Origin of the sequence: Sulfurospirillum diekertiae (genome assembly GCF_002309535.1) — a bacterium.
GTDB classification, from domain to species: Bacteria; Campylobacterota; Campylobacteria; order Campylobacterales; family Sulfurospirillaceae; genus Sulfurospirillum; species Sulfurospirillum diekertiae.
The window spans coordinates 2,138,790-2,160,114 of the sequence record NZ_CP023275.1; the positions used below are offsets into that span (position 1 = coordinate 2,138,790).

The 21,325-nt window shown below is 37.4% G+C and carries 20 protein-coding genes; 5 read left to right on the plus strand and 15 right to left on the minus strand.

Going from position 1 to position 21,325, the window contains the following annotated elements; genetic code table 11:
- The first annotated feature begins 19 nt into the window (after positions 1-19).
- From der to SJPD1_RS10995, 5 genes are read left to right on the plus strand one after another with little or no spacing between them, the layout of a single operon-like run.
- A complete protein-coding gene (gene der / locus SJPD1_RS10975; protein WP_096047207.1) occupies positions 20-1,477 on the plus strand; it encodes a ribosome biogenesis GTPase Der in 1,458 nt (485 codons plus the stop codon).
- Positions 1,467-2,009, plus strand: a complete 543-nt coding sequence (locus tag SJPD1_RS10980) for a shikimate kinase (RefSeq protein ID WP_226372302.1) — start codon at positions 1,467-1,469, stop codon at positions 2,007-2,009. The genes der and SJPD1_RS10980 overlap by 11 nt, the downstream gene beginning before the upstream one ends.
- 9 nt (positions 2,010-2,018) lie before the next feature.
- On the plus strand, positions 2,019-2,984 hold the full coding sequence (trpS, locus tag SJPD1_RS10985; RefSeq protein ID WP_096047208.1) for a tryptophan--tRNA ligase: 966 nt from the start codon (positions 2,019-2,021) through the stop codon (positions 2,982-2,984).
- An 8-nt stretch (positions 2,985-2,992) separates the two neighbouring features.
- On the plus strand, positions 2,993-4,237 hold the full coding sequence (gene serS, locus SJPD1_RS10990) for a serine--tRNA ligase (protein WP_096047209.1): 1,245 nt from the start codon (positions 2,993-2,995) through the stop codon (positions 4,235-4,237).
- Position 4,238: 1 nt separating this feature from the next.
- Entirely contained in the window at positions 4,239-6,581 is a 2,343-nt protein-coding gene (locus SJPD1_RS10995) for a tetratricopeptide repeat protein (protein ID WP_096047210.1), read from the plus strand.
- A gap of 47 nt (positions 6,582-6,628) precedes the next feature.
- Here SJPD1_RS10995 and SJPD1_RS11000 read toward each other — a convergent pair whose 3' ends face one another.
- From SJPD1_RS11000 to SJPD1_RS11070, 15 genes are all read right to left on the minus strand, one after another.
- Positions 6,629-8,188 (minus strand): 2-isopropylmalate synthase, encoded by a 1,560-nt coding sequence (locus SJPD1_RS11000; RefSeq protein ID WP_096047211.1) that lies wholly within the window; start codon positions 8,186-8,188, stop codon positions 6,629-6,631.
- A gap of 207 nt (positions 8,189-8,395) precedes the next feature.
- Complete coding sequence (gene pssA, locus SJPD1_RS11005) at positions 8,396-9,136, minus strand: CDP-diacylglycerol--serine O-phosphatidyltransferase (RefSeq protein WP_096047212.1); 741 nt, start codon at positions 9,134-9,136, stop codon at positions 8,396-8,398.
- The gene (locus SJPD1_RS11010; protein WP_096047213.1) at positions 9,126-9,785 is read right to left on the minus strand and encodes a phosphatidylserine decarboxylase; all 660 of its coding nucleotides are present in this window, start codon (positions 9,783-9,785) and stop codon (positions 9,126-9,128) included. Before SJPD1_RS11010 ends, pssA begins: the two co-directional genes overlap by 11 nt.
- The gene (ftsH, locus tag SJPD1_RS11015; protein WP_096047214.1) at positions 9,778-11,742 is read right to left on the minus strand and encodes an ATP-dependent zinc metalloprotease FtsH; all 1,965 of its coding nucleotides are present in this window, start codon (positions 11,740-11,742) and stop codon (positions 9,778-9,780) included. Before ftsH ends, SJPD1_RS11010 begins: the two co-directional genes overlap by 8 nt.
- Positions 11,743-12,570 (minus strand): 50S ribosomal protein L11 methyltransferase, encoded by an 828-nt coding sequence (locus SJPD1_RS11020; RefSeq protein ID WP_096047215.1) that lies wholly within the window; start codon positions 12,568-12,570, stop codon positions 11,743-11,745. It abuts the gene before it with no gap.
- 5 nt (positions 12,571-12,575) lie between these two features.
- Positions 12,576-12,941, minus strand: coding sequence for a chemotaxis response regulator CheY (locus tag SJPD1_RS11025; protein WP_096047216.1), 366 nt, complete (start codon positions 12,939-12,941; stop codon positions 12,576-12,578).
- Between the two features lie 69 nt (positions 12,942-13,010).
- A complete protein-coding gene (gene hisA, locus SJPD1_RS11030; protein ID WP_096047217.1) occupies positions 13,011-13,733 on the minus strand; it encodes a 1-(5-phosphoribosyl)-5-[(5-phosphoribosylamino)methylideneamino]imidazole-4-carboxamide isomerase in 723 nt (240 codons plus the stop codon).
- A complete protein-coding gene (gene hisH, locus SJPD1_RS11035; protein WP_096047218.1) occupies positions 13,733-14,344 on the minus strand; it encodes an imidazole glycerol phosphate synthase subunit HisH in 612 nt (203 codons plus the stop codon). Before hisH ends, hisA begins: the two co-directional genes overlap by 1 nt.
- Positions 14,341-15,246, minus strand: a complete 906-nt coding sequence (locus SJPD1_RS11040) for a PDC sensor domain-containing protein (protein WP_087439197.1) — start codon at positions 15,244-15,246, stop codon at positions 14,341-14,343. The genes hisH and SJPD1_RS11040 overlap by 4 nt, the downstream gene beginning before the upstream one ends.
- 29 nt (positions 15,247-15,275) lie before the next feature.
- Positions 15,276-17,429, minus strand: coding sequence for an STT3 domain-containing protein (locus SJPD1_RS11045; RefSeq protein WP_096047219.1), 2,154 nt, complete (start codon positions 17,427-17,429; stop codon positions 15,276-15,278).
- Positions 17,426-17,611, minus strand: a complete 186-nt coding sequence (locus SJPD1_RS15000) for a sugar transferase (RefSeq protein ID WP_202819554.1) — start codon at positions 17,609-17,611, stop codon at positions 17,426-17,428. The genes SJPD1_RS11045 and SJPD1_RS15000 overlap by 4 nt, the downstream gene beginning before the upstream one ends.
- Before the next feature lie 57 nt (positions 17,612-17,668).
- A complete protein-coding gene (locus SJPD1_RS11055; RefSeq protein WP_226372190.1) occupies positions 17,669-18,673 on the minus strand; it encodes a glycosyltransferase family 4 protein in 1,005 nt (334 codons plus the stop codon).
- A gap of 123 nt (positions 18,674-18,796) precedes the next feature.
- Positions 18,797-19,735 carry a glycosyltransferase gene (locus SJPD1_RS11060; protein ID WP_087439199.1) on the minus strand — a complete coding sequence of 313 codons (939 nt, stop codon included), beginning with the start codon at positions 19,733-19,735 and terminating at the stop codon, positions 18,797-18,799.
- A complete protein-coding gene (locus tag SJPD1_RS11065; protein ID WP_087439200.1) occupies positions 19,732-20,487 on the minus strand; it encodes a glycosyltransferase family 2 protein in 756 nt (251 codons plus the stop codon). The genes SJPD1_RS11060 and SJPD1_RS11065 overlap by 4 nt, the downstream gene beginning before the upstream one ends.
- A complete protein-coding gene (locus tag SJPD1_RS11070) occupies positions 20,465-21,325 on the minus strand; it encodes a glycosyltransferase family 2 protein (RefSeq protein WP_087439201.1) in 861 nt (286 codons plus the stop codon). The genes SJPD1_RS11065 and SJPD1_RS11070 overlap by 23 nt, the downstream gene beginning before the upstream one ends.

Sequence of the window (21,325 nt, forward strand, 5' to 3'; positions counted from 1 at the left end):
TTATGCAATAAAGGTTACTATGAAGAAAATTGCCATTATCGGGCTACCCAATGTGGGGAAAAGCTCACTTTTTAATCGCATCGCTAAACAACGCATTGCGATTACTTCTGATTTCAGCGGAACAACCCGTGACATTAAAACGCATCAAGTCTATATCACCGAAAAACCATGTCTTCTTTTAGATACAGGCGGGCTTGATAAATCCACCGAACTGTTTGAAAATGTTCATAATATGTCGATGGAAGCCTCTAAAAAAGCCGATATTATCATCATGGTCGTTGATGGTAAAATGCTCCCCAGCGATGAAGAGAAAAAAATCTTTTACGCCCTTCAAGCACGTAAAAAACCGATCGCTTTGGTTATCAATAAAATTGACAACGACAAAGAGATGGAGCGTGCGTGGGAGTTTGATGAATTTGGAGCCGAATTTGTTTTCCCCATCTCCGTTTCACATAACCGTGGTGTCAGCGCCCTTTTAGAGTGGATTGGGGAGCTTCTGCCTGCGGCGGAAGGAACAACACCTCCTCTTGTCAATGAAGACGACGATACCTTGGAAGAAGAGGATGATACAGAAGAAGACGTCTGGGACGATGACGATGCGTTTGCGGAAGAGGATGAAGAGATCATTCCTGAAGAGATCGTTGAAGAGGTTGAGACCAATCAAATCAATGTTGCAATCATCGGACGTGTTAATGTCGGGAAAAGCTCTCTTTTAAACGCCCTTGTGGGCAAACAAAGAGCTGTCGTTAGTAGTGTTGCTGGAACAACGATTGATCCTGTGGATGAGAGCATCGAGTACGAAGATAAAGTCATCAACTTTGTTGATACTGCGGGACTTCGCAGACGTGGAAAGATCGAAGGCATTGAAAAATTTGCCCTAATGCGCACCAAAGAGATGTTGGAGCGCGCCAATATTGCCCTCCTCGTTTTAGATACCAGTGAACCATTTTTAGAGCTTGATGAGCGCATCGCAGGACTTGTGGAAGAAAACCATTTAGCCTGTATTATCGTGCTCAATAAATGGGACAACCCGCTGGCTGATTTTGAGCAGATCACGGCAGAAGTCAGAGACCGTTTTAAGTTTCTCTCTTACGCGCCACTCATTACCGTTTCGGCGAAGAGCAAACAAAGAGTCGCAAAGATCAAAGATATGATTTTATCGGTTTATGCCAACTATTCACAACATATTCCAACTCGTCAGCTCAATGAAGTCATCCGAAATGCGACCATTAAGCATCAGATCCCGAGTGATCATTCCAAAGTGGTTAAAATTTACTTTGCCACCCAATACCTTACCAAGCCGCCTCGTATTGCTTTGGTCATGAATAAACCACGCTCACTGCATTTTAGCTACAAACGCTACCTTGCCAATAAATTGCGTGAAAATTTCAACTTAGAAGGCTCTCCAATTCTGCTTTATCCACGAGCAAAAGGTGAGCGAGACAACGAACAGGAAGAAAACGGTGCTGAATCTTAAGAACAAAAATATCGTTTTTATTGGTTTTATGGGTGTCGGAAAAGGCACCATTTCCAGAGCGCTGATTCAAAAAACCAAACGCTTTGGTCTAGATACCGATGATTTGATCGAAAGTATGGAAAACCGCAAAATCAAAGCTATTTTTGAAACAGACGGAGAAGCCTACTTTCGCAAGCTTGAGAAAAAAACAGCCAAATGGCTGGAAAAAAATGTTAAAAATGCCGTTATTTCAACAGGTGGTGGCTTTTTCAAGGTCGATAATTTAGATGCGATTGGCACGATTATCTACCTTCGCTCCTCTTTTGATGGGATTTTAAAAAGACTCAAAGAGCATGAAAATGCCGATCTTAAACTTGCAAAACGCCCATTGCTGAGTGATGAAGCCAAAGCGAGAACATTATTTGAAGAGCGATCATCCCTCTATGAAGCCAAAGCGGACATCACCATCAATGTTGAAAATCGAAGCGTTGATGCCATCGTACAAGACTTAATTACGTTACTCCACTTAAAAGAAAAAAAAGAGAAAGAGTAGGACAGATTTATGAGAGTATTAACAGGAATTCAACCCTCTGGTGCGCTTCACATAGGAAACTATTTTGGCGCGATTAAACAAATGGTCGATTTGCAAAATAACAGCGACCTGTTTATTTTTATCCCCAACTACCATGCCCTAACCTCCCTAAAAGATGGTGTGGCACTTAAAAACAATACCCTTGATGCGGCGATTAATTTTATGAGCCTTGGCATTGATCCCAATAAAGCCACTTTATGGGCACAATCGGATGTTAAAGAGGTCTTAGAGCTTTACTGGGTTCTCTCTGGCTACACGCCGATGGGTCTGTTAGAGCGAGCACACGGTTACAAAGACAAAGTAGCCAAAGGCATTGCCGCCAACCACTCTTTATTCTCTTACCCTGTTTTAATGGCAGCCGATATTTTACTTTACGATGCGGAAGTGATTCCTGTTGGAAAAGACCAAATCCAACATGTTGAGATTACGCGTGATATTGCCATTAAATTCAACAATGAGTTTGGCGATGTCTTTAAAATCCCTGACTTTAAAGTCGATGACAACGTTGCAACCGTTCCAGGTTTAGATGGCGCTAAAATGAGTAAAAGCTATGGCAATACGATTGATATCTTTTGCACGGAAAAAGAGCTCAAAAAAGCAACTTCGCGTATCGTAACAGATTCAACACCGATGGAAGAGCCCAAAGATTATCTTACATGTAATGTGTATGCACTGGCTAAACTCTTTTTAGAAAAGGACGAAGTAGTTGCATTACAAGCACGCTATCTTAAAGGTGGCGAAGGATATGGTCACTTTAAAGCGTATCTTGGCACACTGATTTGGGACTATTTTGCTGAAGCTCGTGAGAAAAGAGCTTATTATGTTGAGCATAAAGATGAAGTCATTGCAATTTTAGATGAAGGTGCGAGTAAGGCTCGTAAAATCGCAACGGAGAAGATGCGCATTATTCGTGATCTTGTTGGAATTTATCGCTAAGGGAAAGAATGTTAGATATTAAATTAATACAAAATGATTTTGAAAATGTCGCACAAAATCTTAGAAAGAAAAAAGTCGATGAGAATCTCCTCGAAGAGTTACGTCGTATTTCTTTGGAGCTAAAAAATGCTCGTCTTGTACTTGAACCATTGCAAGCGGAGCAAAATACAAAAAGTAAACTTGTGGGTGTTTATGCCAAAGAAGGTAAAGACGTTCATGCGCTAAAAGCTGAACTCTCAGAAAATAAAGTAAAAATAGCCGATGCAACCGAAATTGTACGTGCATTAGAAGAAAAACTAGAAGCATTAGCAACCGTAATCCCCAATATGCCCTCCCCTTTAGTCCCTGAAGGTGAAGATGAAAATGACAATGTGGAGCTCAAACGTGTGTTAGAACCTCGTACGTTTTCCTTTACCCCTAAAGAGCACTGGGATATTGACGCCCAACAAAACTGGATTGACTTTGAACGTGGTGTAAAGCTTGCCAAAAGTCGTTTTAGCGTTTTAAAAAATGAAGCCGCAAGACTGGAACGCGCGTTGATTAACTACATGTTAGATTTTAACCGAACACGAGGGTTTCATGAAGTGGCTGTTCCTTATATTGTCAACCGTGAAACGCTTATGGGTACTGGGCAACTCCCTAAATTTGAAGATGACCTTTTTAAAATTGAGGGTGAAGATCTCTTTTTAATCCCCACCGCAGAAGTACCTGTCACAAACCTTTTCAGAGATGAAATCTTAACCAAAGAAGAATTACCCCTTAAAATGACAGCGTATTCTGCCTGCTTTCGCAAAGAGGCTGGCAGTGCGGGAAGAGATACGCGTGGTATGATTCGCCAACACCAATTCGACAAAGTAGAACTTGTTTGCATCACCACTCCTGAACAAAGTGAAGCCATTTTTGAAGAGATGCTTGCATGCGCTTCTGATCTTCTCACTTCATTGGGACTTCCACACCGTCATTTAATGCTTTGCGGAGGGGACCTTGGTTTTAGTGCGGCGAAAACCGTTGATCTTGAAGTCTGGCTTCCAGGACAAAATAGGTACCGTGAAATTAGTTCTGTCTCCAATACCTTTGACTTCCAAGCCAGACGAGCCAAAATTCGTTTTAAAGATGAAGGAAAAAACCGCTTGGTTCATACACTCAATGGCTCTTCTTTAGCAGTCGGTCGAACCCTGATCGCTATTATGGAAAACTACCAAAATGAAGATGGCAGTATCGCTATCCCTGAAGTTTTGAAAAAGTATATGTAAAATGGCTGAAGAAGCAGTAGTCATACTTGAAGCAGACCCTTTATCCACTACGGATGAAGGTTTTGCTCCTATTGAGGAGGAGAATGCAGCAGAAACAGCGGCTGCAGATTCTGCTGCCGAAGAAGAGGTAGAGGAGCAAAAGAACAAGTCTAAGAAAAAATTGTTAATGATGCTCATCCTTGGATCATTACTGCTTCTTGGTATGATCATTGCGCTTGTCGTTATCATCAAAAACAAACATAAAACTCCTGAGCCTATTGCCGTTGAAAAAGTTGTTGAAAAGCCTGTCATTAAGGAACAATTTTCCCCTTCTAAATTAGATGGGATGATTAAAAAAGCCCATCTGCTGTATGAACAAGGCAATAAAGATGATGCCCTAAAAATTTATGAAAAAATTGCGACTTTTAATGAAGCCATCTCCTACTACAACATCGGTGTCGCAAAGCTTAAAGAACAAAACTTCCCCGAAGCGTTAGAAGCATTTAAAAAAGCCATTCAAAATAAAGAACATCGCACTATTAGTGCCATTAATGCAGCCGTCTGTGCCCTAGAGATGAAGGACAATAAACTTTTCACCTATTACATTGACTTAGCTTTTGCCTATTTACCCGAAGAGAGCAATGCACCTCTTTACTCTTATTATGTTGGGTTAGTAAACTACTATAAAGATTTTTATTATGAGGCACTCAGTGCCATCTCGCATCCTATCAATGACTATTATAAAGAAGATCAGGACTATTTGGCATCTAAAATCTTAGCCTCTCTGGATAACAACTCCTATGCTCTCGCTACTCTGGAAAAAATTGAAAAAGAGAATGACCACTTTACCGTTGGACTTTTACATGCAAAACTAGGAGAATATCCTAAAGCAAAAGCTTCTTTGCTCAAAGCACTACAAAATGATCATGAAAACCCAAAAATAAAAATGGCACTTGCAATGGTCGAAAATAAACTGGGCAATCTTGGAAATACCGCTTCACTCATGGGAGAAGTTTATAAGGTACGAGATGCCGATGCAAAACCTATCTATAAAATGAAAGCTATCCTCAAACCTTCTTTATTTGATGTCGAAAGAGCACAAGTCGAATTTGAAAAAGAGCTTTTCTTTGATGATGAAAATACGTATAGTCTCATTTTTTACTATGCCCCTTATAAAGTCTTTGATGCAAAGCAAACCATTGACTATATTCGCAAAGGAAGCATGAATATCTTTATTGATGAAATCGGGCCTGCACTTTCATACCTTAAAGCCAGTTCAACCATTTCTAAAGTCAATATTGCGATCAGTAAAGGGATTAAAAAAGCGCTTGACTTTCATGTATATGAAGCCAATGATATTTTCTCAAAAATGGTTGAAGAGTACAAAAACCACTCCATTTTGCACTATAATCTGGGGCTTACTTATGCACAAATGGGTGATTATGCCGCTGCTTATAAAAACTTTTCAAAAAGCTATCATCTGGATAGCAACAACTATCTTGCGGGTGTCTTTGCCCTCATGAGCGGCAATTTGATTGGCAAGGACATTACCAAACTCTCTGAAGATGTCAAAGACAGTATTAACAAAAATCAAACACTTGAAAAAGACAATCTTTATGCCTCGCTCATTCATCTCACCGATGGCAATCATTTTTCGCTGACACGTTGGATAGAAAAAGAGAAAGAAGATAGTCCTCTCAACCTGATGCTCAATATTATTGCCGCTCAAAAATTGGGCAATGAACGTATGTATCGTCTTGGATCTCAAAAGCTTCAAGCATTACTGCCTAAAGATATTATTGCCAATATTATCGCATTTAACGTGAAGCATCAAAAGCAAAATATCAAAAATTATGCCAAAGCCGTTCAAATTGAATTTAACCATCTTCCACTGGATTATGATGCGTTCTACTATGGACCCAAAATTGTCAAAGAACAGTATATTAAACTCTTACAAGTCGGTGGACTTCTTCACCAAAAACGGGATAGTGTTCGTAAAAAAATGGAAGAAGAGCGTATTGATATTCCTTCCATCATGCAAACACTTGCCTACATGGAAATTTATACCAATAACTTTGAAGAGGCTTTTACGCTGTACAATAAACTCATTGATGATTTTCAGAAAAAAGATACCCATACCATCTTTTTAGCTTCAGTCTCAGCCATTGGCGCAGGACACAGTGACAATGCCATAGCCCTTTTGGAACTCTCAAAACTCACTGATCCAAGTAACGTGGAAAGTAAATACGCGCTTGGATTGTTATATCAAGAAATAGGGAATTTTGAAGCGGCAAATGCACAGTATCGCAGTATCGGGAATATTGGTTTTATCTCTCAATATTTTAGTTTTGCCATTCAAAGATAGTTTTACATGTAAAGATTTTAACCTTTACATGTAAAAGGGTTAAAGCGTTAAATACTCTCTTGTGTATTACTACGAACGGTTCTAAGATGTTCTTTCATTGACATGTAACTGTTAAGTGCTCCAATATACGCTTTAGCCGTTGCTAGCATGGTATCAACACTTAAACCATGTCCCATAATCGCAGGTTTACTTTCATCAAATACTACTTTAACGAGCACCCTTGCCATTGCGTCTTTACCCTGAGAAACCGCGTCCACTTTGTAGTCTTTTAGCTCGCCACTCACGCCACACACACGATCAATGACTTTGAAGATCGCATCCATCGTTCCATTCCCAATAGCAGCGTCAGTAATCTCTTTTCCATTATGTAAAATGGTCACAGCAGCACTCGGAACACCTCCTGGTGCGCAATCAGAAAGTTGCAAACGAAGTAAGTCAAAAATTTGAGGAATTTTGGTAATTTCCTCAGCAACAAGTGCACGTAAATCATCATCAAAAATCTCTTTTTTCTGATCTGCTAAGATTTTAAAACGATCAAATGCCTCATTGATCTCTTCGTCTTTAAGCTCATAGCCTAATGTTTGAAGTTTGTCTTTAAACGCATGCCTACCAGAATGTTTACCAAGAACAATCGAGTTTTTGTCAAGACCAATGTCTTTGGCACTCATAATCTCATAGGTTTGGGTGTGTTTCAACACGCCATCTTGGTGAATGCCACTCTCATGTGAAAAGGCATTCTTACCCACAATAGCTTTATTGGGTTGCGGCTCAATGCCTGTTACGGATGAAACCAATTTACTCGTAGGGTAAATCTCTTTAATATTAATGTTTGTATCATATCCATTGAAATGATCTTTACGTGTACGAAGTGCCATAACAATTTCTTCTAATGCCGCATTCCCTGCACGCTCACCTAAGCCGTTGATCGTACATTCTACTTGGCGTGCACCATTTTCAATACACGCCAATGAGTTCGCTACAGCAAGTCCTAGATCATTATGATTATGCACAGAGATGATAGCACGATCGCCTACAAAATCATGTAATGACTTAATAATAGCCCCCATCTCCGTTGGTAAACGATATCCTACGGTATCGGGGATATTTAAGGTACTGGCTCCTGCATTAATGACAGCGTCTAAAATCTCTTTCAGAAAGCTCACATCACTACGTCCGGCATCTTCACAGCTAAACTCCACATCATCACAAAATGTTTTAGCATACTGTACGGACTCAACTGCCTTTTTGATAACTTGATCCGGTGTCATTTTAAGTTTATATTCCATATGAATAGAGCTGGTTGCAATAAAGGTATGAATTCTGTTTAATTTTGCTTTTGCAACAGCCTCACCAGCAGCCTTAATATCACGATCTAATGCCCGCGCAAGAGAACAGATTCTACTTTTAGTGACAGCCTCACTAATACGAGCAATGGCATCAAAATCCCCAGGACTAGCCGCGGCAAAACCTGCTTCTATAACATCAACGCCCAATTTTTGTAACTGCAATGCAATCTGAATTTTCTCTTCAGTGTTCATTGAAGCACCCGGACTTTGTTCACCATCACGTAAGGTGGTATCAAAAATTATAATTTTAGTGTCATTCATAGGTTGTATTCCTTGTTACATTAATTTAAAAAGTTAAAAAAATAAAATGGGATTAGAAGAAGAGGAGTTTTTGCAGGAGAGCGTTTTTGATCTCAATTTTTGGTAAAACTTTGATCGATTTCATGATGCCAACATCAACGCTATTCATCGCTTCTCCTTGATTCAAGATACCTTGAGCTAAAATAGATATGCCCAAAAGTGGGCATATTATACTAAATTTTTATGCGATTTTGCAACGATGAAATTATAACATCCTCGAATAAGTCCATAGGCTAAATAAGCAGTCACTAAACTGGTCCCTGCTTCAATCGGATAGATATACAAAAAAGAAAAAACAATGACTAAATAAACAAGTATTTTAATGATATGACCTTTTTTCATATCGATCTTTTTAAAGCTTGGATAACGAATATTACTCACCATTAAAAAAGAAAGTACACCGATGCCAATGAGCATAATCCACTCAAATCCTTGAAAAAATGCATGCTCTCGGTAGAATAAAATCCACATGGAAACAACAACTGCCGCCGTAGGAATAGGAACGCCAATAAAAACAGAAGGTTCTGACACGCCAATCATCACATTAAAACGTGCTAACCTAATAGCACCAAAAACAACATACATCGCACATAACAAAGAGCCAAGCTTTCCATACATATGACCTACACTAAAGTAAAAGAGCATTGCAGGAGCGACACCAAAAGCCACAATGTCGGCTAAAGAATCAAACTCAGCACCAAATTTACTGGTCGCATTCGTCATACGTGCAACACGTCCATCAAGACCGTCAAAAATCAAAGAGAGTAAAATATAAACAGCTGCCTTTTCAAATTGCCCATTCGTTGAAGATATAATACTAATAACCCCTAAAAAAGCACTTGCTGCTGTAAAAAGATTGGGAAAAACATACATCAATTGGAGTTTATTATTACTGCTATTATTTGTCATCTTTATCCTTGTAGGCTAGATAGCCTAAAATAGTTGCACCTGCTTTGACTTCATCACTGAGTGAAACTTTCACGCGTGTGTCAAGAGGAAGTAAAAGTGCCATTTCACCATCTCGTAAAAAGCCTATTCGTTCACCCGCTTTAAAGGCTCCAGCTTTCTTAAAGAGTGTCATTTTCTGGCTCCATAAACCTGCGCTGATGACAAGTTTAATGGAAGCAAATTGACTTTTACATGTAATGCTTTTTCGTTCACTTAAATTTGAGAATAAAGCAGAAGAGGAGTCCATAAATAGCCCAAAACGATTTTTAACGTCACTAAGCGTCATAGCAAGAGGCGCTCTTAAAACACCTACACCCAAAAGAGATTTTCGAATCACGATACGAAGGGCTTCACTATTATCATTTAAACTAATTTTTGATATATCTGTCACCACTCCATCCATAGGTGCGATAAGACAACGTTCGTCATCTTCTTCAGCAATACGTTCAGGATTTCTGTAGCAAAAAACTGTGCCTAAAAAGAGTATAAAAAAGAACCAAGCAAAAAAAGAAAAAGCATAAGCAATTAGAAAAATCATGAGTGCTAAAATGCTATAGATCCATCCCTCTTTCGCCAGAATATGCGTTGAAGTATAAGAATGATTACGCATCAATAGTTGGGTGCTCTTCTGTTGTTTTTGGTATAGGACTGATAGAATGTTTGAGCTTTGAAGGTATATTGAACTCTATTTCATAGGCTTCAATAATCTCACGTAATTGCTCACCATCAATCGTCTCTTTCTCACTCAGCTTTGCCACAATGCGTTCAATACACTCACGATACTCTTCCAAACGTTCTTTAACGATCACATAGCGATCTTGAAGTGTATTTTTAATATGTTCATCTAGATTTTCAGCCATTTTATCACTATAGTCTTTGGTGGTTCCACCATTTAAAAAGACATTACGTTGCTTTTCAAGCACCATCAATCCTGCTACATCACTCATACCATAAATACTAACCATAGATTTAATAATGTCTGTTGCACGCTCTAAATCATTACCCGCACCGGTTGATATTTCGCCTAAGAAAACTTCTTCAGCAGCACGCCCACCAAGGAGTACATCTACTTCAGCAATCAATTCATGCTTTTGCATTAAAAATTTATTTTCTTCTGGCGTATTAAGGGTATAACCAAGGGCAGCCAGTCCTCTTGGAATAATCGAAACCTTAGAAACTCTCTTCGCTCCAGTGGTTGTTTCAGCAACAAGAGCATGACCACTTTCATGATAAGCTACAATACGTTTTTCTTCTGGATTGATACGACGGCTTTTTTTCTCAAGACCTGCAATGGCACGTTCAACAGCCTCAACAAGATCAATTTGTTCTACATAATCTTTATTTTTTCGTCCACCAAGGAGTGCTGCTTCATTAATAATATTGGCCAAATCTGCACCTGCTAAACCTGCTGTTAGCCTTGCAATCTCTTCAAGATTGATATCTTTTCCCAGTTTAATATCGGCACTGTGTACTTTTAAAATATCACGTCTTCCTTGAAAATCTGGTTTATCGACTAAAACCTGTCTATCAAAACGACCGGGTCTTAAAAGCGCTGCATCCAACACTTCTGGTCTATTGGTTGCAGCCAGAACAATGACAGGAGATTTATCAGAGCTAAAACCATCCATCTCCGCAAGCAATTGATTCAGTGTTTGCTCTCTTTCATCATTGCCACCCATCATACCGTTTGCAGCTCTACTTTTACCAATAGCATCAATCTCATCGATAAATACAATGGCAGGTGCCTCTTTTTTAGCATTTTCAAATAGGTCTCTAACGCGACTAGCACCCACACCGACAAACATTTCAATAAAGCTTGAACCTGAAACGGAGAAGAAAGGAACACTCGCCTCACCTGCTACGGCTTTTGCGAGTAGTGTTTTACCCGTACCTGGAGGGCCAACCAAGAGAACACCTTTAGGAATTTTTGCCCCTAAATTCATATAGCGCTCAGGAAATTTTAGAAAATCTACAATCTCTTTGACTTCCTCTTTGGCTTCTTCAACACCTGCGACATCATCAAACTTAACATTTGGTTTTTCTGAATTGACTAACTTTTTACTGCTACCCATTCCCAAAATTCCACCACCCATATTTTTTTGCATTTTGTTTGCCAAAAACATCCAAATACCAAAAAATACAAATACAGGGAGTACCCATGAAAAAAGAATTTCTGTCAAGATATTGGATTCGTTATAGCCACCATAGCCCACTTTTTTCTCATCCATTAAAGGGATAAACGTCGCATCCTCTCCAACTTTTTTTACAATATAAACAGTTTTCTGCGCACCTTCTGGGGAGAAAGCTTTGATCGTTGTTTGACCAATAGCGACATAACTGATTTGATTATTTTTAATCAACTCTTTGAGTTCATAATAGCTTATATTTTTGGTTGCACTGTTTTGAGCACTAAAACTTGATCCAATGCCTGCATCAGACACTGATGTAAAATTTTTAAATAAAACAATGACAATAATTGAAAAAAGAGCAAACATTAAAAGCGGATTTTGATTGAAAAAGTTTTTTTTATCGTTTTTATTGTTATCTTGATTGTTATTTTGACTCATCTAGTTCCTTTGTAACACGAGTGTAAACCACTCCTCTTTTTGATACTTTTCGACCAATTTCATCGAAGAAAATTTGTGTTCTACTTTATCTACATATTTATCTAAAATCCCAGAGAGAATCAGCAATCCTCCCTCTTTGACAGCTTTTTGCAAATCAGAAGAAAGCATAATCAAAACATCGGCAATAATATTGGCAACAACCACATCATACGCTTGCTCACGCTTCTGAACGGAACCTGTCCATATACGATGAAAACTTTCATGATTCAGTTCAAAATTTTGTGTTGCACTATCCGTTGCTTGTTCGTCCGTATCACAGAGATCTACAATAGCACCGCACTTTCGGGCAGCGATAGACAAGATACCACTTCCACAACCTACATCTAAAAGTGTCGTACCTTCTTTAACATATTTTTGCAACAAAAGTAAACAGCCATACGTTGTTTCATGATGTCCTGAACCAAAGGCAAGGGCTGGATCAATAATAATATTTTTTTTGCCTTCAAAATTTTCTACCCACGTAGGACGGATATAAAAATCGTTTACATGTAAAGGTTGTACAGAGTTTCGATACTGTGCAATCCAATCTTCATTTTCTTTGACTAAGAGCTTAGTCTCAAGGTGAATATCTTTACCAAGTACAGAAGAAAGCTCTTTTGCAAATGTTTCTGTACCAAAAAGAACCATTTCCAAATTATCTTCACTGCGTAAAATAATCGTGCTTTCTTTTTCCTCAATAGCCTCATCACTGAGGCTCATAATAAAATCAAGAAAAAGTGGGTATTCACTACTAGGGGTGATTTGAAGTTCGTTATAGGTTTTTTCCATTCAAATTAACCTAAAACATCCTCGAGTTTTTCTTTAAGCACTTGAGGGGTAAAAGGTTTAACGATATAGTTATTAACACCCGCTTTAAGTGCTGTAATAACTTCCGCCTTACCACCTTCCGTTGTTACCATAATAATTGGCATACTCTCATATTTTTTTTCTGCTCTGACTTTGCGAACCAATTCTAAACCGTTCATCTCAGGCATGTTCCAATCGGTAATCAATACATTAATATCAGGTGTTCTTTCCATAATTTGCCAAGCTTCAACACCATGTTCAGCTTCTAAAACATCATCAAACCCTAATCTCTGCAGTGTGTTTTTTATAATACGGCGCATTGTCGAGCTATCATCTACTACAAGCAGCTTCAATGTCACTCCTTTTTGTCGTTAAGTTATTGCTATTGGTTAAATTCTAACCTAGTTTAGTTTGAACTTAGTTTAAAGCGTTTCTTTAGCGATATACGCAAACGCTTCACGCAAATCTAAACTACCTTCATAAAACGCTTTTCCTACGATGACACCAGCAACCTTTTGGCTCTGTTTCAACGTTATAATATCGTCTAAATTCTTTAATCCTCCACTTGCAATCGTGGCAATGCCTGAAGCTTCTGCGATAGAGAGTGTAAACTCAAGATTTACGCCACTAAGCATTCCATCACGTCCTACATCAGTACAGATGATGGCTTCCACGCCAACATCGGCAAAAGCGCGTGCAAGGTCTGTTGCTTTCATGGTGGATTTTTCAGCCCAACCTTCTACCGCGACATAACCATCAATGGCATCAATACCCACTACGACACAATATTTTTGAGCCATCTCTTTCACAAAAGCAGGATTTTTCAAAGCAATGGAGCCTAAAATAACACGATCAATGCCTAAATCCACATAACGACGAATTGTCTCTTCGTCTCGAATACCGCCACCCAGTTCTAATTTCAAATGACAGTTTTGACGAATTTTTTCAATCTGCTCAAGGTTTTTTGGCTCGCCCGCAAACGCCCCATTTAAATCGACCAAGTGTACCCATTTTGAGCCCATTTTTTCAAAGACTTTGGCCACTTCCCAAGGCTCATTGGAATAAATTTTAGCACTTTCCATCAGCCCTTTGGTTAGGCGAACGGCTTTGCCGTCTTTCAGATCAATCGCTGGTAAAATATCCATTACAACTCCACAAAATTCTTTAAAATTGCCAATCCATTGGCATGGGATTTTTCAGGATGAGGCTGAAAACCAAACACATTCTTTTTTTGAACGGCACTGGGAAAATCATACCCATAGGTTGTTGTACCAATGGTGTATTGATCATCACAACGCGCATGAAAACTGTGCACAAAATAGAGGTAAAATGACTCTGGCATCCCTTTAAACAGAGGCGTTTCTTTTTTTACATGTAATTGATTCCAGCCCATATGAGGCACTTTAAGACGTTGATCAAAACGAGAGGTATCAAACTTCACAATCTCACCTTCGATCAAACCAAGCCCCTCACACTCGCCAAATTCAACACTGCTTTCAAACAGCAGTTGCATTCCAAGGCAAATCCCTAAAAGAGGCTTGCCAGAAGCGGCAAAGGATCTTACAGCTTCATCAAGGTTTCGCTCTTTAAGGCACATCATCGCATCTTTAAAAGCACCCACACCTGGCAAAATAATCTTATCAAATTTCGATACAGTCTCTGCATCTTTGACAATCTCAATGGCAACACCCAGCTTTTCAAACGCATTGGTGACACTCCTGAGGTTGCCCATATTGTAATCAATCAATCCTATCATGAATCTCTCTTTTGAGGTATGGATTTAAGGTAAAATGCGAGTCCAAAGAGGAGCATTGTCACACCTCCAATCAGATAGACCGCATACACAATGTGTGCCGCATCGATAATCGCAAATTTAAAGACGAGCATTAAAGCTTCGATGGCAAGAGCGATGATAATGGAACCTAAAAAGCGTACCATCGTTTTATGCATACCACCACTGTCATCTCGCTCGTTTCGCCCTAACACTTCCTCTTCAAAAATTGTTTTCACCAGATCAAAAATCGCTAAAGAAAGGGTAATTAAAATGGTTGATTCAAACATCGCTTTAATATCAAGAAGATTAAACTCAAGTCCGTGCATAAAAAGACTGCGCATTCCATTAAAGAGCAATAACAGAGCAATCGCTAGTAGCGAGAGTGAAAAAATAGTGTAAATCAGCTGGGATGTTTTTCCAAAAGCAGACTGCAACGATGAAGGGTGCGCAATTTTAAGAATATGCTCTAAAGAGACATCAATACAGGCAATGAATTTAAGGATACCTTGCTCATCGTAAATAGGATACGAAGCGGTGACCGTTAAATCGTTGGTCAAGGTTGAAGGATAAGGATCACTTAACACACAGCGTTTTTCACGCACTGCACGGTAATAATAGGATTTTCCACTACGATTTTGCCCTAAACCACCTTTACGATGTGGATCATCTGTAATATTATTGATGACTTGATTACCGGATTGGTCAAGTAAATAAAGGGCTTCAAACTCTTCGACTTCATGGACAATTTTATCAAGACTTGCCGTAATGACGTCTAGGTTTGGTTCAGGCATACGATTAGGAATATTGCGTGTAAAAAGATAGCATAAATATGCTCTTGCTCTTGTCCTAACCTCAGCAAACTGCTGAATTTCACGAATAATCATATCAGGCCTTTTCTTTTTTCTTATTTTAGCTAAATTTTGAGTTTATACACTTTAGCATATGCCTCTAGACTAATCGGCTCGAAAAATCGTTCATCATAATTTTCTAATACAAAAAGTTGAATATAGGTCGAATTGAACATTGCTTCATCAAGAATAAGAAATGTGTTATACGCTTGCATATAGATAATGGAGAAAACTCCATCCGCATGGATCATCGTTTGTTCTTTGACAAATTTAAATTCTGGTGTATAGGATGTTTGAATAAAATATTTAATAGGAATATCCTGCGCCCCAAGTTTTAGTACACCTTTTGCTTTATCCAGTACAAGACCACTGCTAAAATCTAGCGTTGTACCATTATCTTTAAAACGATTTGTCTGAAAGAAAAAAGGCTGGCGTACCATTTTCCCACTCATGACATCCAGATTACTAAACTGTGCAACCGTTGGGAAAATACTGAGCATTCGATAAGGCAGATAAAAATAGATTTCACGTGTTTTCGCAGGCATTGAGAGAGGTGTTTGCAAAGCGTCTAAAAAGTCGTTCGCATCATGAAAACCATAGTCCAAGGTCATTTGAGCCGTATTATTGATAATCTTTTTCTGCTCATTTTTAGTTTTTGTCTTATTTTGCTCTGCCACTAAAAATGCTTTTTCTGTATATTCAACTTCAAGTCGCGCCAGCCTTGCCGCACTTTCTTGAGGGTTGGTTAACATAAAGCTCACAGGGAAATTAACATCTCCATCATGTTTTGCTCCGTCTATCAGTGTTTTTGCATCGGTATAGTAACGAATAGGGTATCCATAATCCCACCAGCTCACAATATAATCTTCACGATCTGTTATTTTTCGAAGTGAATCCAGTTGTTCCACTTCTGTTTTATTAAAAACTGTTGGTACGCGATATTCAATGATATGCAAAAGATTGGGATATAAAATCCCTAGGCTTGATAGAATCACAAAGCTTGATTTAACGATGCCTCCAAGCTTTTGATTCACGAACAATTGAGTAATATAAGCACTCCATGTAAAAAGTAGATACGACACACCTAGAGCACAGACAGGAACTGCATAAATCGTAAAGCGAAGTCCTCCCCAAAGTGCCAAAAATCCAAGCCCTAAAAGAGGAAGGCCTAAAAGTATCACAGGGTATTTTTTTGCCATTAAAATATAGCCCACAATCGAAAGTAAAAAAGTAACCGTGTGCCCACTAATGCGTTCTGCAAAGGTTATAAAATCAATTTGGCCGGCTTCTCGAACTGTTTGCATCACCGAAAAAAAGTGTAAAGATAAAATATCTTGGCTTGTTTCTATCGCATCTTTAAAAACATAAAGTTTAAGTCTAAGCCAAATAGGATCTAGTCCTCCACTGAAGAGGAAAAGCGCTCCTGCCGCTGCTAAGAAATACCATACGTACTGTTTTAATCTTTCGTGTTTAAAACTGATATAAACGCCAATGACAATCAACAATCGTATGGTACTTGGTAAGCCCATCATTGCAAAAAGCATAATCGTTAAAAGCTTGAAATTAAACAGATTTTTGCGATCAAAGATTAAAGCATACGCCAAAATCAATCCAAAATAAGAAAATTCTAATGAGTAGCTTTGCGGATACCACCAGCGATAAGCAATAATTTCTAAAGCAGTGATTAAAAGGTATTTCTCTTCTTTCGTACGGAGTGCTAAAATCAATGACCACAAGAGGAATGTTGGCAATACAATAGTGAGCATATCCGTGTCATAGTACCCTACCATTGTTCGATTGTAATAACTTACCGCAATCGAGGCTAGAAGCGCTGCTAAAAAACCGACTTCTATCATTTTTAAATTAGAGGCAATCAAGATAATAGGAATAACGATTAACGATCCAAGTACGGCTGGCATATAAAATATAATTGTTTCAAAAGAAAAAGGCAATACCTTCGCTACGACGTAGGTAAGCCATGACGCTGCTTCGGTAATCGGAGAAAGATCATGTTGCTTAGTAAAACCACCTAATAAATCTCTAGCACCTTCAGCCCAGTAATACCCATCGTTGGTATTGATCATAAACTGCCCAGCAAACTTGAAACTCTCAAAATCATTAAATTGATAAACCCAAATCAAACGTATACTAAAGCTAAAAATAAAAGCAAAAATTATGAGCCCTACAAGGCGTAAATGATTTTGGTTGAGTGTGTTCAATAACTTCCCTTTCTACTAAGAACGACTAAAATGGTTTTAATTAAGATTTGTATATCAAGTTCTATCGACCAGTTGCGAACATACCAAACATCAAGCTGGATTCTCTCGTCATACTCAATGTCATTGTGCGCCCACTTGCTTGCTAGAGTCCTGTCATATCTAGTTTTACAGCCGTAAAACAATCACTATATTTGCTAATTTTATTTAACTGATATTATTGTTGTGCATTTGCACACATATTAATTTTTTCTTATTTTTTTTGGTGTTAGGCTAAAATAAAAAAAGACAAAACAAAGTATAAATAGAACAAGGATATAGGAATCATCTCTTACTTTAAATCCTAAGCCTATATAGGTAAATAGTATTTGCCATATACCTATTAACATCACTGTCTGAACCACATGCCTATTTTGCTGCTTAAGCACAATATGGTGCATATGTGTTTGATCCGCTTTGAAGGGATTTTGCTTATTGACAATTCTTCTAACCATTACAATAAGTGTATCTAAGATAGGTATTGCAGCCAGTAATAGCACAGACACTGCTGTAATGTAACTCTGTTTAATAGAATAAACGGAAAGAATAACAATGATAAATCCCAATGTTAAACTACCTGAATCACCCATAAAAATTTTAGCTGGATGCCAATTAAAAATGAGAAAACCTAATATGGCAGACATTAACACTAAGGCGACACCAAATAAAAAATCATCATGCCAACGAAACCCTAAATAAGCAAATGCACAAAGAATAACTAGTGATACCAAAGATGCCAAACCATCTAAACCATCGATCAAGTTGATAGAATTGATAAACCCAGCACATGCAATACCAAAAAATAGACACGAAATCCAAGTAGGCAAAATAATGTCATAGCCAACAAAACATCCATATTTGTCTATATCAAAACCTAAATAAAATAAAAGTATAGAAGACAAAAAAGTTATTAGAAGCTTTTTTTTAGAGGAAAGAGGATTGATATCATCATACAACCCTAGTGCAAATATAATAAATAATGGAAGAAAAAACCAATAATCATGGGCAATGTCTAATAAAAGCACTCCTAGTATAAACGCTATAAAAATACCCACACCCCCGCTGCGAGGAATAACTACAGTATGATAACTTCGTGCATTAGGTTCATCTAAAATACAAATAATATCTTTATATTTCACTAGCATAAATGAAAGGATTGTTGATACCAAAAAAACACTCACAAAGACACATACATTAAAAAAATTCAATTATACCCTCTCTTATATAGACAATAAAATACTTTATCATACCCATTTAATACTTTAGTTTTTTTAATAAAGGCTAAAAAATCTTTTGAGGATACTTATAGAAGGTTGGCTATGCCTTCTACCTCATTGTACTTGTAAAAAATCACAACGTTTAGATACTAATGTCGCTAAAATTAAACACGCAATAAAAAACAAAACTTTATCTTTAGTTTTTCGCCTACATTGAGGTGCATGAAAAACTAGTTTTATAAAGCTCCATCGAGTCAGTGCATGCCATTCTTTCACAAAAGAAGAATCTTTCATACCTATTAAAAAAGCTATATCTCTTGCTTGCTCAAGTGCTCCACCGTATAAAACTTTTTGAAAACGATGCAAAAATGCTTTCCATCCATAGTTTGCACCGACTTCATTATCGCTATGTTGGCGATACCGCATGCTCGGTTTTTCATCGATGACCCATGTATAGCCATTGGCACGAGCAAATGCATAACAAAACCAATCATGATACCATACATAATTCATGGCTTCTTTTTGATCTATTGCACATTGCTGAATCTTTTTTGCTAATGACTGCGTCATTACATAAGTACATCCAGGACCTGCTGCTTCAAACAAATAGTCATACTGACATTGTGGCTGCGACTTGACAATCAACTTTTCACGTCCATCTTCCCAAAAGGCTAAGACATTGCTAGAATATCCATCAGATTTTGTTTCATTTAATTTTTGGATTGCGTGACTTAACTTATCTTGGTACCAAATATCATCCTGATCTGCAAAAGCAATAAAATCATACGGCGTAAAATCAACATCACGAATAAGACGAAAGAAGTTTTTTGCGGCACCTCCAAATTTACCAACATCGTTTAAAATAGCAACATATGGATTGGTGCAATAAGTAGCTTCTAAAAGCTCTCTTGTTCCATCAGTCGAAGGATCAATGCTAATAAAAATCATTACCTCAACATTTTTTTGATTTAGAATGCTGCCGATTTGCTCTTGAATGTATTGTTTACCATTATAAGCAGCTAATAAAATGGCTATTTTATTTTGTTTTATCATCGTATTATAAACTGCCTAATACAACGTAAAATAATATAATACACTATAATTCCCCTAAAGCTAATTTTTTTGAAAATTGAGTACTTGGATTTTTCACTTGTCTGAGAAGCGTTTGTAGTATGACGTCTATAATACATCAATTTATCATTAGTGAAAACAACTGAACCAAAAATTTCTGAAATCAATCCAATCCACCAATCATGCATAGGTATATTCGTTGGTATAGGCATGGCTCTCTCATATATTTTGCGATTAAATGCCATAGCACATCCAATATAAGAATTATGCAGAAGATTGTTCAAAAATCCTCTTTTAGAATGATTGAGTTTATAAAAAGAGTCATTTAAAAGATGCTTAACTTCATCCACGATTATTACATCACTCATCACTAAGTCATATTTTTGGAGTAAAGGAATGATCGTTGCGAGCTTATAAGGGAACCATACATCATCTTGATCACACAATGTAATATATGGAGACGATGAAAACTGCATCAAATATGCAAAATTATTTTTTGCTTCACCCGTACAAATATCATCATCAATTAATATAATCTTTTCCGGATACTGTAACATATATTCTTTTATAATATATACAGTATTGTCGATTGAGCCATCATCATGAATAATTAATTTCCAATCTTTATAAGTCTGATTTACAATAGAATCAAATTGTTCAGAAAGGTATTTTTCTCCATTATATGTGGCCATTAATATATCGATTGTAGAACTACTTGGAGCAATATTTGCCATATTTCCCTCTAAAAAAATCTCTAATTCCTTCTAGTGTAGCTTTATTTTTAGCTATTTTATCTTTTTCAAGAACTATAATCTTAATCCATTCAAAGATAATCCATTTTATGATTTTAAATCCAAATAATGGAAACTCCCAAAAATATTTTTGAAAAAGGTAGAGCCGATTTCGTGTTATGTAGTATCTTCTTATGGGACTATGATTAGAATAGCGAATAGATTTAAACCCTAACTTAACCTCCCTAAGATCACCTAAGCAATGTTCTAATAGTGCAAATTCACACAACAATATTTTGTAACGATTATGTCGCAATCTTAAACAATATTCTTGATCTACGGCATCAATAAACAATTCATTAATAAACTCACCTATCTTTTGATAAATATGAAGATTAAGCAAATTCCCAGAAGTCATTACATCAAAGGTTTCAGATACCTTTTGAATTTGGACGGGTTTATTTATAGAATGTTCTAGTACATGTACGGGAGACATTATACCTATAGAAGTAATATCGCAGTGTAAAGCACATTGAATTAAATTTTCTAAATTATTACCTTCAAATCTACTGTCTTGATCCATAGTCAAAAGCCAAGAAGCACCGTCTTTAATGGCTAATTTAGCCCCAACGTTCAAAGCATGTGCTATACCTTGATTCCCACTGTTATTAATATAGATTAAATTTTTAAATTGTGCAAGACTATCAACAAATTGTCTATTAATAACATCTGAATTATCAACAACATAAAGTTTAGAAACGTTATTAATATAACTTTGAATATTGTTTATTATTGTTGAATTTGGATTATACAACACGATGATTGCAGAAATTGGATTCAT